At 47.8% G+C, this 12,790-nt stretch carries 13 protein-coding genes; 1 reads left to right on the top strand and 12 read right to left on the bottom strand.

Annotation, left to right across the window (positions count from 1 at the left end; all coding sequences use genetic code 11):
* Positions 1-7: 7 nt before the first annotated feature.
* The 10 genes from BMY78_RS02865 to cysT all read right to left on the bottom strand — a co-directional run bounded on the left by BMY78_RS02865 (position 8) and on the right by cysT (position 10,431).
* Complete coding sequence (locus BMY78_RS02865; protein WP_090894492.1) at positions 8-454, bottom strand: hypothetical protein; 447 nt, start codon at positions 452-454, stop codon at positions 8-10.
* 56 nt (positions 455-510) lie between these two features.
* Positions 511-1,446, bottom strand: a complete 936-nt coding sequence (locus tag BMY78_RS02860; protein WP_177185635.1) for an ABC transporter ATP-binding protein — start codon at positions 1,444-1,446, stop codon at positions 511-513.
* A complete protein-coding gene (locus BMY78_RS02855; RefSeq protein ID WP_090894488.1) occupies positions 1,443-2,468 on the bottom strand; it encodes an ABC transporter ATP-binding protein in 1,026 nt (341 codons plus the stop codon). The genes BMY78_RS02860 and BMY78_RS02855 overlap by 4 nt, the downstream gene beginning before the upstream one ends.
* 261 nt (positions 2,469-2,729) lie before the next feature.
* A complete protein-coding gene (locus BMY78_RS02850; protein WP_090894485.1) occupies positions 2,730-3,575 on the bottom strand; it encodes an ABC transporter permease in 846 nt (281 codons plus the stop codon).
* Between the two features lie 7 nt (positions 3,576-3,582).
* On the bottom strand, positions 3,583-4,533 hold the full coding sequence (locus BMY78_RS02845; protein ID WP_062326882.1) for an ABC transporter permease: 951 nt from the start codon (positions 4,531-4,533) through the stop codon (positions 3,583-3,585).
* Positions 4,534-4,804: 271 nt separating this feature from the next.
* Entirely contained in the window at positions 4,805-6,412 is a 1,608-nt protein-coding gene (locus BMY78_RS02840; RefSeq protein ID WP_090894483.1) for an ABC transporter substrate-binding protein, read from the bottom strand.
* A 223-nt stretch (positions 6,413-6,635) separates the two neighbouring features.
* Positions 6,636-7,700, bottom strand: a complete 1,065-nt coding sequence (locus BMY78_RS02835) for a sulfate ABC transporter substrate-binding protein (RefSeq protein WP_090894481.1) — start codon at positions 7,698-7,700, stop codon at positions 6,636-6,638.
* Positions 7,701-7,755: 55 nt separating this feature from the next.
* Complete coding sequence (locus tag BMY78_RS02830) at positions 7,756-8,820, bottom strand: sulfate/molybdate ABC transporter ATP-binding protein (RefSeq protein WP_024629354.1); 1,065 nt, start codon at positions 8,818-8,820, stop codon at positions 7,756-7,758.
* A gap of 1 nt (position 8,821) precedes the next feature.
* Positions 8,822-9,619, bottom strand: a complete 798-nt coding sequence (locus tag BMY78_RS02825; RefSeq protein WP_090894479.1) for a sulfate ABC transporter permease subunit — start codon at positions 9,617-9,619, stop codon at positions 8,822-8,824.
* The gene (gene cysT / locus BMY78_RS02820) at positions 9,616-10,431 is read right to left on the bottom strand and encodes a sulfate ABC transporter permease subunit CysT (RefSeq protein WP_063564398.1); all 816 of its coding nucleotides are present in this window, start codon (positions 10,429-10,431) and stop codon (positions 9,616-9,618) included. Before cysT ends, BMY78_RS02825 begins: the two co-directional genes overlap by 4 nt.
* Before the next feature lie 366 nt (positions 10,432-10,797).
* Between cysT and BMY78_RS02815 the strand changes: the two genes are divergently transcribed.
* On the top strand, positions 10,798-11,199 hold the full coding sequence (locus BMY78_RS02815) for a secondary thiamine-phosphate synthase enzyme YjbQ (protein WP_090894476.1): 402 nt from the start codon (positions 10,798-10,800) through the stop codon (positions 11,197-11,199).
* A gap of 194 nt (positions 11,200-11,393) precedes the next feature.
* Here BMY78_RS02815 and BMY78_RS02810 read toward each other — a convergent pair whose 3' ends face one another.
* Both BMY78_RS02810 and BMY78_RS02805 read right to left on the bottom strand, forming a co-directional pair.
* On the bottom strand, positions 11,394-11,996 hold the full coding sequence (locus tag BMY78_RS02810) for a TetR/AcrR family transcriptional regulator (protein ID WP_063564400.1): 603 nt from the start codon (positions 11,994-11,996) through the stop codon (positions 11,394-11,396).
* A gap of 5 nt (positions 11,997-12,001) precedes the next feature.
* Positions 12,002-12,634 carry a YigZ family protein gene (locus BMY78_RS02805; protein ID WP_090894474.1) on the bottom strand — a complete coding sequence of 211 codons (633 nt, stop codon included), beginning with the start codon at positions 12,632-12,634 and terminating at the stop codon, positions 12,002-12,004.
* Between the last annotated feature and the right edge of the window lie 156 nt (positions 12,635-12,790).

Here is a 12,790-nt window from a genome sequence, read left to right as displayed (position 1 = left end):
TGTTTCACTATACCAAAGCCCGCAGCTTCAACGTCAGCTCTTGGCCCTCAGGTACATGTTTGGATTCGGTAATCACCCAGTTTGATGCAAGGCGCTTTGCCAGCACATCTGCCTGCTCCGGTTTTAATATCAACCCGGTTACGATGCCTTCACCCACAGTGAAGTCTATCTCCGGCTGTAATCCGAAGGACTTTTGCAAGTAAATGCCCAGACCACCACGCGTGTTAAAGGTAATCCGGTAGCCGTCTTTAACCGCACCTTCCAGATTCTCGCCATGCTCGTCCGCATAGGAGAAAAGATCATCATATCTGTAGTGCTCCTCAGACACGGTATCAAAAGCAGCCACATCTTTGGCTTGTATCGCTTCCAACAAAGCTGCATCCGACATGCCTTTGCTACGAGCCTGTTCCAGCCGAATCGCTGTATTTTGGGACAACTTAAACTCAGCGCTCATCCAACTCACACCTTCCTGCCACTATATATCATTAGTCCATTGAACTTCCTAATCCATTATATCCTGTCTCGATAGCCGGATACAAAGTGTCCTGGCGAAACTTCCATCCACTCCGGTTCTTCATCCCGTCCCCGAGCGGATGGATCGGTATCCCCACTGTAGATCGGCGGCATCACGTTCCGCACCGTTGGATCAGGTACAGGAATTGCTGCCAGCAATGCCTGGGTGTACGGATGTACCGGATTACGGTACAGTTCTTCTGTTGGTGCTACTTCTACCAGCTTACCGCGATACATCACACCGATTCGGTTGGAGATGTGACGTACCATGGACAGATCATGGGCAATGAACAAATAGGTCAGTCCCAGCTCTGCCTGCAAATCTTCAAGCATATTGACCACCTGTGCCTGTACGGACACATCCAGGGCGGACAACGGCTCATCACACAAAATAAACTCCGGGTTCACCGACAATGCACGGGCAATGCTGATCCGCTGACGCTGCCCTCCACTGAATTCATGTGGATAACGCTCCGCGTGCTCTGGCTTCAGGCCCACACGGTTCATCAGGTCAAGCGCTCGCCCCTTCATCTCTGCCTTGGAAGCATAACTATGAATTTCCATAGGCTCACTAATAATCTGCAGGACATTCATACCCGGATTCAGTGAAGAATAGGGGTCCTGAAAAATCGTCTGCATCCGTTTGCGAAATGGCTTCAACTGGCGTTCATTCATCTTCGCAACGTCCTGTCCACCAAACATAATGCTTCCGTCCGTCACATCATAGAGTCTTACGATGCTGCGTCCAGTCGTTGATTTGCCACAGCCGGATTCACCGACCAGTCCGAATGTTTCTCCCTTGTGAATATGAAAACTGACGTTGTCCACGGCTTTCACGACGTCTTTGCCTTTGCCAGCACCACGTACCGGAAAATGTTTTTTCAAGCCACGCACGTCCAGCAGCACTTCACGCTGATCGGTTCCTGTACTCATTGCTCCACCTCCTCTGATGATGCTCCTGTTTGTACTTGTTGTTGTTCCCGACCTTGATCGTCCAGCAACCAGCATAGCGCTCGATGACCGGGTGCAGTCTCGGTATACGCAGGCATCTGTTTGCATACTTCCATGGCGTGTGGGCAACGTTCCATAAACGGACATCCGGTTGGTGGATGAAGCAGATTGGGCGGTGTACCTTCAATGGTTGCCAGCCGCTGGCGTCCACCTTCCTCGCCGTGCTTCGGAATGGAGCGCAGCAATCCCTGAGTATATGGATGCTGCGGATGAGCGAAAATACGCTCCACTGGCCCCTCTTCCATAATGAGTCCACCATACATCACAATCACTCGGGTGCAGACCTGAGCAACGACACCCAGGTCATGCGTAATCATCAGAATGGATGTCTGCGTGGAATCTTTCAGCTCCTGCATCAGCTGTAAAATCTGTGCCTGAATGGTCACATCCAGCGCTGTCGTCGGTTCATCCGCGATCAATAACTCCGGCTTGCAGGACAGAGCCATGGCGATCATTACCCGCTGTCTCATGCCTCCGCTGAACTCGTGTGGATATTGGTCGATCCGTTCTTCCGGAGAAGGAATGCCCACTTGCCGCAGCAACTCAATCGCTTCCTTGCGTGCAGCCGACTTGTCCATTTTCCGGTGACGACGAATGACCTCTGTCATCTGTTTACCTACACGAACGACTGGATTAAGTGATGTCATCGGGTCCTGGAAAATCATCGAGATGCGATTGCCCCGGATTTTGCGCAGCTCCTTGTCCGACTTGGTCAGCAGATCCTCTCCACGGAACAAAATCTGACCATCCGTAATCCGGCCCGGTGACTGGATCAGCCGAATCAGCGAACGGGCAGTTACACTTTTGCCACTGCCGGACTCGCCAACCAGCCCAACCACCTCGCCTTCTTTTAACGTAAAACTCACACCCCGGACGGACTGTACCTCACCTTCACGAGTTGCAAAGGACGTTTTCAGTTGTTTGACCGATAATAAATCTGTCATTGTATTCACCCCGCTGTGTAAGTTCAACCAAAGAATATTTACACTAGCCACTCCAAAGACAGAACAACCTTCCGATCGCTGTTATCCCCAGATTTTTTTTGATTCCCTTTTCGTAAGGGAAAATCCGGTGATAGCGTATGCTTCCGATGTAGCTTTCTTTCAGAAAGCTTTTAGGCGAACTCTTCGCTTCTTCAGGTTATTTCTGTCTTCTCCGTTCTCGTGTAAAATGTTTAGTCGAACCTATATTTAGTCGAAAATCATCTATCGCTTGTTCGCTTTGGGCTCGAAGGCTACGCGGAACACATCCCCCAGGAAGTTAAACGACAGCACCGTCAGCAAAATAAACAGTCCCGGGAAAATCGCCATATACGGCGCTTCACTAATAAAGCCCTGTGCATCATTCAACATGCTGCCCCAAGAAGAGTTCGGTTGTTTAACACCCAGTCCGAGGAAGCTTAGTGACGATTCCATGAGAATCGCACTCGCGATGTTGATGGTTGCTGCGACAATAATGGTTGGAATAATATTGGGAATAATGTGCTTCATGATGATCCGGCCAGGCTTTTGACCCGATACACGCGCATACAGTACGTATTCACGCTGCTTGACCGACATCGCCTCAGCCCTGACAATCCGGGCAATATTCATCCAGCTCAGTACCCCGATAATGACAATAATTGTGCCGATCCCCGGCTTCAGATATGCGTTCAGGATCAGCATCAGGAAGAAGGATGGAATCGACATGAGCACGTCAACAATACGCATCAACGTATTATCCACCCAGCCGCCAAAATAACCACTAACCGTACCTACCAGTGTTCCCACAATAACGGCAATAGCCATAGAGAGGAAACCTACGGCAAGAGACACCCGTCCTCCGTATAACGCCCGAGCCAAATAATCCCGTCCGTAATCGTCCGTACCAAACCAGTGATCTGCACTTGGCTGTTGAAGTCGCTCCATCACTACAATTTCATTCGGATCATGTGGAGACAGAAACGCAAACAGGGATGCGAGCACAAAGATGCCCAATATGATGACAGCCGCAAGGCCCAGTTTCTGCTGTCTTAACTGCGTCCGTAAATTACGCCAGCGCATTGAATTCATTTTTGTCTCACCCCGTTGTCTTGATTCGTGGATCTACCACGCCATATAAGATATCAGCTACCAGGTTTCCGACAACCAGCAGCACAGAGGACATCATCGTAATGCCCATGATAATCGGATAGTCCAAACCGTGAACGGCCGAAATCCCGAGAGATCCCATCCCCGGCCATGAGAAAACGGACTCCGTAATAAACGCTCCCGCAATCAGCTCCGGCAAAGACATACCGAGAATGGTGATTACAGGCAGCAGTACATTTTTGAGTACATGACGAAGCAGTACCGTTCCTTTAGTTGCGCCGTAAGCATACTGAATTTGAACATAGTCCTCTTCCAGCTGACTAATTGTATTCGAACGAATGTACCGCATGTACACGGATACGTTCATGAAGGTCAATACGGTACATGGCAAAATACCGTGTTTGATAATATCCCATGCGGAGTCCATACCAACCGTTCGCATACCCATGCTGGGCAACCAATGCAGCTCTACTGCAAAGAAATAAATCAGCATCATACCGAACCAGAAGCTAGGAATCGATATCCCGATATACGAGATTAAGCTGAGTCCACGGTCAAACAGGCTGTTTTGACGCGAACCCGCAATCATGCTCAGCGGAATAGAAATCAGCAAAGACAATAATAGCGATGCCCCCATCAATCCAAACGTAGCGGGCAATCGTTCAATAATCATTTCGGCAACCGGGCGATGGTTCACCAGTGAATAACCAAGGTCACCAGACAGTACATTTTTGAGCCATACGACATATTGCACGTACATCGGTTGATCAAGACCGAGGTTTTGCCGAATACGCTCCACATCTTCTGCCCCCATATTCGGGGTAACAAAGGAAAGCACCGGATCGCCCGGCGCCAGCTTGATCAAGGTGAACGATACGATGGAGATTACAAAAAGAAGAGGGATCGCTTGTGCGATCCTTCGGACAATATAGTTGTTCACATGGGCACCTCCGAATCAACGCCGGCCTCGCGGCCGGCGTTATTGGCTTGTTATATAGAATGAACGCATGTGGATTGAACCAAGGATTCACATCGGCCACTCCGATGACAGAACAACCTTCCGATCGCTGTTACCCCCAGATTTCTTTGATTCCTTTATAAAAAGGGGAAATCTGGGGATAAAGGCGAACACTTCGTTTCTTCAGGTTATTTCTGTCCTCTACGTTCTTTGTGAATCTCAAAGGTTCAAACAATACGTTCATTCTATATGATTATTTTTTAAAGATTTTGGACAGATCTTCAAGCATCACGACTGGTTTCGGATTTGCATCTTCAACGCCGCCGTAAGTGTTGTCAATCGCCACTACAGCTTTCGTGTAGGCAATTGGGTATACCGTCATTTCATTTGCTACCGTTTGTTGGATTTGTTTGTACAAATCGCCACGTTTCGTTTCGTCAATTTGAACGGCTGCTTCATTCCACAGTTTATCGAAATCGGCATTTTTGTAATGGGAGTAGTTATATGCCGCATCACTCAGGAAGAGAGATTTATAAGCATCTGGCTCATACCCCATAATGTATCCACCAAAGGACAATTCAAAGTCTGTGTTGTTCATATCCAATGTGCGGTTACCGTAAGCTGTTCCATCCATCGGCAGCAATTCTACTTCAATGCCCACGTCTTTCAGTTTTTGCTGAATGTACAGCGCTTGGCTTGTTTGTGGTTTGTTGGTGTTTGTGTAAGCAAGACGCAATTTCAGGTTGCTTACGCCTGCATCAGCCAGCAATTGTTTTGCTTTTTCCACGTTGTAGTCGTATTTCTCAACATCGTCCGTTTGGTACAACGTGTCCGGTGTCAGAATCGACGGAGCCGGTTCAGCAAAGTCAGCTGAAGAATACGAAGCAGTGATCAATTCATTTTTATCCAAAGCATAAGCGATGGCTTGACGAACTTCTTTCTTTTGCATCGAAGGCACGTTCAGGTTGAACACCATGTATTGCAAGCGACCTTCCGGGTAAGTCAGCATGTTGAATTTGCCTGTGTCGTTCAATTTGTTGTAATCCTGTGTGTCAACCATACGCATTTGAATCTCGCCGTTTTGCAAAGCCAGGTTCGCTGCATTTGGATCTTTCGCTACACGATACGTCACGCTATCCAGATGAGCTTTGCCTGCAAAGTAATCATCAAAACGTTCCAGTGTTACGTATTCGCCCGGACGGTATTCCTTGAACTTGAACGGACCGGAACCGATCGGGTTGTTGTTTTTGTCGCTTTTCTCAATATCGGCTTCGCCTTCAAAAATATGTTTAGGGATTGGAAAGAAAGAAACCAATGCTCCTTCAAAAGCAGCAGATACTTCCGGCAATTTGAATTCTACCGTCAGGTCATCGACCTTGGTTACTTTAACCGGTTTGCCATCAAAAACATACTGACTACGGGAAGAACTGTGCTGTTTCTCATCAAGGATACTATCCATCGTGAACACAATATCATCCGCTGTAAGAGGCTGGCCGTCATGCCATTTCAGGCCGTCTTTGAGCTTCAATGTATACGTCAGGTGATCATCAGAGAAGCTGTCGCTCTCTGCGAGCACATACGTTTTTTTGCCATCATTCACATTGAACAGTGGAGCATATAAAGATTGATCAATCGTCAACGTTACACGGTCACCCGCATAGATCGGATTCATCACTTTAGGATCATCCTGAACGGCAATGATGATGCTTCCGCCATCTTTCGGTTGGCTATCATCCGTTGTCGCTGTATTTTCTGCGGTATTAGACGAAGAACTTGTTCCGTCACCGCTGCTTCCGCATGCACTCATGATTGCCACAACCAGAACCAGCATCAATGACAGCCACATTTTTTTCGATTTCATTATGATATTTCCCCTCGCTGTAATTTAACGTTCTGTTAGATAGTATAGGCAAGGATTCGACAAATTGCAACGATTTTTTCCAACTTAACCTATCGGGTTTAAATGAAATAACATTATTGCCTAGCAATGCAAAAAACCTCCATATCACTTTTTATCGTGAAAGGGAGGTTTGAATAACAATTAATCTTCTGAAATTCAATAACAGGACGATGCTCGTACGATCTTACAACCCGGCCAACACCTGGTACCATACGCCTCGTTTGGAATACAGTGTACTGCGTACCTTGTCCCATCCGCCGAGGTAGTTAATATCGAACAGACCTTCAGGCGTTGGGAACGAGGACTTCGTCTCTGCAAACACCTCAGGATCTACCGAACGGAAACCGTGCTTGGCAAAAATGCGCTGTGCTTCCGGTGTTCGCAGATAGGCTACAAAAGCCTCCGCCAATTCACGATTGCCATGCTTATCCGCATATTTGTCCACAACAACCGCCGGATTCTCAATCAGGATTGTGTTTTTGGGAACCACGATATCATAATTGACACCCTTGGCAATCCGGGCAAGCAATTCATTTTCATACGTGACGATAACGTCACCCACGCCATATTCAAATGCCGCCATGGAGGATCGGCCACTCTTATCCAGTGACTCAACATTCTCATGTACTTTTTCCAGAAAAGCTTTAGCCACGGCAGGATCTTTCTTCCCTTGCTCCTCCTCTGATAACTTCAACCCTGCACCATAGATGGCATTAATGTCCCACTGTGCTCCGCCTGACGTCTTGGGATTAGGATACAGCACCTTAACCCCCGGCTTGGTCAAATCTTCAAAGTCGCGGATACCCAGCGGGTTGCCTGCTCTTGTACCCAGAACAACGATCGAGCGGGTGATCATGCCATCATTCGGTGCCTGTTTCCAGTTGGAGCTGACCAGATCAGCTTTGACCAGCTTGTCGATATCACTTTCCATCGCCAGAAGCGCAACATCAGCTTCGAATCCACCAACAATGGCTCTGGCTTGTGTCCCTGAGGCTTCATAGGATTCTTGAAAGTGAACCGTCTGTCCAGTCTTGGCTTTCCATTCCGCCTGGAACTTGGGCAATAACTCTCCGACGGCGTCTTTGGCTACACTGTAAGCACCGATAACCAATGTATTGGATTGGTCGTCTGTCGAAGTTCCGTTCTGTCCGCTCGCATCCTCCTGCTTGCTACATCCAACGGTCATGCAGACGAGCAGAAGCATGAGGACAACGTATAAAGGGTTGAATTTCTTCTTCATCGTCTGCATGGGCAGCACCTCTCTCCAAAATTCTAGAACAATTCTGAAACAAATAATCTTCTGATTAGATGATGACCGGCATTGGATCTTCCTTCAATCGGTTCTCAACAACCCAGCTATGGGTATCATTGAACAGATATGCCCGATGCACAAGCACCCGAATCTGTTGGCCGACTTGCAGCGTTGTTTTCTCCAGGGAACGATACGTAATGAGTTTATGGCCTTCAACTTCCACTTCCACCATCCATTCACTTCCGCGGAAATGAAGGTGTTTGACGGTACCCTTTTCAGTAGCGGACAGCATGCTGAACTCGTTCTTCAAACCGATCTCGATATACTCAGGGCGGATCAACGCACGGGTGCGCTCCCCTTCCACCGCATGTTCGAAACCCTTGAGCTGTGAAGCATCCTCCACAACGGTGGATTCCCCGATAAATGTAGCAACAAAAGGTGTCTCTGGATTTTTGTAAATATCCCATGGCGTGCCCTTCTGCTCCAACCGCCCTTGGCTGATAATCATAATTTCGTCGGCAACTTCAATCGCTTCATCCTGGTCATGGGTTACAAAAATCGAAGTGATACCCACCCGCTCAATCAGTTCTCTCAGCCACGAACGCAATTCCTGACGGATCTTGGCATCAATGGCGGCAAACGGTTCATCCAGCAGCAGCAGCTGGGGCTCAGGGGCCAATGCTCTGGCAAAAGCGACACGCTGCCGCTGTCCACCAGACAACTGATGTGGATAACGCTGTTCGAAACCTTTCAGCCCTGTCAATTCCACCAGCTCCATGACCCGATCACGGATCTGTGCTTTGGGGGTCTTTTTGACCTTGAGTCCAAAGGCGATATTATCAAATACCGTCATATGTTTGAACAAAGCATAGTTCTGAAATACAAATCCGATTCCCCGCTCCTGCGGAGGCAGATGGTTTACGACCTTTCCATGAAAACGAATCTCCCCGGAACCTGGATTCTCCAGACCCGCCAGCATACGCAGAATGGATGTTTTCCCACCTCCGCTGGGTCCCAGCAAACCGATTAGATGGCCTTTGGCAATATCGAACGAGACATCTTTTACCGCATGAAAATCACCGAAATGTTTGTTCAGATCACGGACTTCCACATGCATCTCAATGCACTTCCTTTCGCTTCTTGGCCCATTCCATCATAAGCAGCAGCCCGACAGAAAAGGTAACCAGTACCAATGCCACACCATTTGCGGCAGCTACGTTAAAATTCTCTACATCCTGATATACAAGCGTTGTGGCCGTCTGCGTTTTGTTCATAATGTTACCCGATACAACCAACACTGCACCGAATTCCCCAAGCGAACGGGCAACCGTCAACACAAGACCGTACACAACCGCCCAGCGGATGGAAGGCCAGGTAACACTCCAGAACGTTCTCCAGCCGTATGCACCAAGCGTTGACGCAGCCTCTTCCTGCTGAGATCCAAGCTCCTGCAAGACAGGCATGACCTCTCGGACCATCAGTGGAAAAGTGACAAACAACGTTGCAATGACCATGCCCGGGAAGGCATAGACCACATTGAATCCAATTCCTTCAAAAAAAGCGCCCATAATGCTGTTGGGACCCAGCAGTAGTACAATCATCAATCCGCCAATGACGGGTGATACGGCATAGGGCAGATCCACAATGCTGTTCAGCAGCCCTTTCACCCGGTCACTCAGCCATCCGGCGCGAACCAGATAAATGGCCATCATAACGCCAAACAATGTATTTAACAGCGTGACAACAAGTACAACAAGTCCTGTCATCATCAAGGCATGAAGCGCCTCAGGGCGCAACAACCCATCCAGGAATCCTCCTGCCCCGTCTTCAAATGCACCAATAACAATACGTCCAAGCGGGATGATCAGCAGTACAATGAACACCGCAAACGTCAGTCCGATTAATAGTCGCCTCATCGTCTTCTCCCCCGCATCTGTACCAGATTAATGAGCCAGAGGATCAGGAAGGAGAGCGTTAAGAGCAGTACGGAAACGGCCGCGGCACCGGTTGGATTGTCACTTTCGATCTCTCCGTAAATAAATACGGAAGCCGTCAGTGTTCTTCCCGGAATATTGCCTGCCACCAGTACAACAGCCCCGAATTCGGCCAGTGCTCTGGAGAATGCGAGCATTCCCCCACTAATCATGCCCGGAGCCATGGACGGAAGAATGACCTGCCTGAATGTGCGCGCCTTCGATGCTCCCATCGTGTATGATGCCTCTTCCTCCGAGGGATCGATCTCCTCGAGCAAAGGCTGCACTGCACGAATGACAAATGGAAACGTTACAAAGGTCATCGCGATCACAATCGCAGGCTGGTGAAACACAATTTCAAACCCCATGGATTCCGCCAGTTTGCCAATGGCACTGATCGGACCCAGGAGCAGCATAATCATCAGGCCACCAACGGCTGTTGGCAATGCAAAAGGAAGATCTACAAGACTGTTAAGGAATGACCTCCCAAAAAAGCGATAACGTGTCAGCACCCAGGCAATCATGGTTCCCAGAATGACATTAATCACCGTAGCTATAACAGCCAGCCGGATCGTTAACAGCACAGCTTTCCATGCGATTGGGTCCATAATGCTTTGGATAAAGTTGCTCCATCCTTCAGAGAAGGAATTGACGTACACACCGATGATTGGAAGTACAATGAGTACGATAAAATATAGCAATACGGTACTGCGGAATCCCCAAGTCCATCCCTTGTGACGAAGAACGGTATTCATTGCTGCATTCCCTCCCAGCCTCCGGTTCTATGTCCGGTCGGCAGTCTTCCTGTTTTGGTACAACCATTTTCCTAAGTTGGATTTTATTACTTTAATATTATTCCCATTAGTCTACTTGGTTTTTTGCTTATCTGATACTTTACCAGTTTGCAGTGCTAATCGTCAATGCTTTTATTGAATAAAATCGGCGTACATATGAGATGGATTCATATCTTATTACACTGCCTGCTACACGGCCAGAACAACCTTCCGATCGCTGTTATCCCCAGATTTCTTTGATCCCCTTTTATCTAAGTGGTTTGTTTGGTATGTAATGGTTAAGGTACAATCTAGAGGACATAATTTAGAGCAAAGGAGTGAAGTAGTATGTTATATACGAAGAATGTATCGACATCCCGACGGGATGAGATGAAGGATATTACGCGGGAGGTGGAGCAGGTTGTCCGTGACAGCGGTGTGCAGAATGGAACGGTATTGATATATTGTCCACATACGACAGCAGGCATTGCAATTAATGAAAATGCAGACCCGGATGTCAAACATGACGTGCTGCTTCGTCTGAACGAAGTGTATCCTTGGGAACATCCCGAATATCGGCATGCTGAGGGAAATACGGCTTCTCACTTAAAATCGATCACAACCGGACCATCACAAACGGTCATTATACATGAGGGCAGATTACTGCTTGGCAGATGGCAGGGCATCTACTTTTGCGAATTTGATGGTCCCCGTCAAAGGGAATATTTCCTTAAAATCATGGAAGGTTAGCTCCATACCAACCCTTTTTCTATTGATTCGCCATGGATTAAAATAAAAAACAAACAGGCGGCCCACCCTAATTTAGGGATGTAACCCGCCTGTAATGATTTTCTTCGCGCAAAAACTTTCGCGAGACAACGTTATAAAGAATTAATGTTATGACAATTCACCGCCCTGAAGTGTAGGAGTGCGACAAAAGCGCCTTATTGGACGCCAGGCTGGTGTTGGAGATTACGGCAGAGTACTTTGACATGAGATAACGCAGCCGATTCAATCTCTGCAAAGGTTAAACGGTCCTGAATATAATACGATATGAATCCGTGCATGGATAAAAACAGCGTACGCGGTACACATTGAATATCCTCTTCTGTACAGCCCTCTTCATTCATGTATTGCCGAATAATGGAGGCGAACAATTCAAAGCATCTTCCTTGCTCCGTACGACAATACGACAGCAATTCCTCATCCCGAATCATGAACATGATCTCGTACTGATACGGATTCTCCAAACCAAAACGAATAAACTCCATCATGATATGTTCCACCTTGCTCACGCCGCCCATGACTGGCCTGACCATGGCTTGCAGCAGCAAATGCCCCAGATGATTGAAATCTTCAACCACGATGGCATAAAACAGCTCTGCCTTTTCCTTAAAATGATAATACAGCGACCCATGACTATAGCCCAGATGCTGGCCGATGCTTCGCATCGAAATGGCACGGTATCCTTTGGTAATAAAAAGATGCCTTGCCGCCTCCAGTATCCGCTCCCTCGACAACTCCTGTTCGACTGCTCTTCTAGCCATATATTTTATTCCCCTTCAATAAAATAAAGCCGCTGTCCCTCCGTGATCCGGGATTGCCCTTGCGTCAAATCTGTGATCCAGGCCACAAATGCCTCAGTTTCACTATCCGGCGGAAGACAAGTCAACGTAACCTTATCGGTGAACCCAGTTTCACCTGTACGGACTTCCCGGCTCCTTAATTCATTTTCCACTTTGCCCAGCCATGTATAATCCAGTTCAACAAACACTTCACGATGGAGCACTTTGGTAATCGCTTCCCCGGCTTCTATGGCTGCAACTGCTCCATCCGTATAAGCGCGAATTAACCCACCTGCTCCAAGCATAATTCCCCCAAAGTAACGTGTAACAACGATAGCCACATTTTTCAAATGCTGATTTTTGATAACTTCAAGAATCGGTTTGCCAGCGGTTCCGCTTGGTTCGCCATCATCGGATTGCTTCTGGATCTCATCCCGCTCACCAATCATGTATGCGGAGCAGTTATGAGTAGCATTCCAATGTTTTTTCTTGATTTCATCAATAAAAGCGTTGGCTTCTTCTTCTGTCGTGACCGGCATAATATGACCGATAAACCGCGACTTTTTGATTACAATTTCCAGATTGCCCGGTCCTCGAACCGTGCGATAACGTTCAATCATCCCTATCCAACTTTCCACCAATTTGATCCATTTTACAAGAAAGCAGTTCCCCGCGCGCACGCGGACGAACTGCCTTGGTTTAACATCCGGGAAACCATTGCTTCACAATGACTCCCCGAATGTAATTACATTACCTTATTTAACTATATGAGCAGA

The organism is Paenibacillus sp. OK076 (assembly GCF_900110055.1).
Taxonomy (GTDB): Bacteria; Bacillota; Bacilli; order Paenibacillales; family Paenibacillaceae; genus Paenibacillus.
This window is presented reverse-complemented; position numbering and strand designations above follow the sequence as displayed.

Coding starts and splice junctions, on each gene's coding strand:
- BMY78_RS02865 (WP_090894492.1), bottom strand. CDS start 454: ATGAGCGCTGAGTTTAAGTTGTCCCAAAATACAGCGATTCGGCTGGAA.
- BMY78_RS02860 (WP_177185635.1), bottom strand. CDS start 1,446: ATGAGTACAGGAACCGATCAGCGTGAAGTGCTGCTGGACGTGCGTGGC.
- BMY78_RS02855 (WP_090894488.1), bottom strand. CDS start 2,468: ATGACAGATTTATTATCGGTCAAACAACTGAAAACGTCCTTTGCAACT.
- BMY78_RS02850 (WP_090894485.1), bottom strand. CDS start 3,575: ATGAATTCAATGCGCTGGCGTAATTTACGGACGCAGTTAAGACAGCAG.
- BMY78_RS02840 (WP_090894483.1), bottom strand. CDS start 6,412: ATGAAATCGAAAAAAATGTGGCTGTCATTGATGCTGGTTCTGGTTGTG.
- BMY78_RS02835 (WP_090894481.1), bottom strand. CDS start 7,700: ATGCAGACGATGAAGAAGAAATTCAACCCTTTATACGTTGTCCTCATG.
- BMY78_RS02830 (WP_024629354.1), bottom strand. CDS start 8,820: ATGCATGTGGAAGTCCGTGATCTGAACAAACATTTCGGTGATTTTCAT.
- BMY78_RS02825 (WP_090894479.1), bottom strand. CDS start 9,619: ATGAGGCGACTATTAATCGGACTGACGTTTGCGGTGTTCATTGTACTG.
- cysT (WP_063564398.1), bottom strand. CDS start 10,431: ATGAATACCGTTCTTCGTCACAAGGGATGGACTTGGGGATTCCGCAGT.
- BMY78_RS02815 (WP_090894476.1), top strand. CDS start 10,798: ATGTTATATACGAAGAATGTATCGACATCCCGACGGGATGAGATGAAG.
- BMY78_RS02810 (WP_063564400.1), bottom strand. CDS start 11,996: ATGGCTAGAAGAGCAGTCGAACAGGAGTTGTCGAGGGAGCGGATACTG.
- BMY78_RS02805 (WP_090894474.1), bottom strand. CDS start 12,634: ATGATTGAACGTTATCGCACGGTTCGAGGACCGGGCAATCTGGAAATT.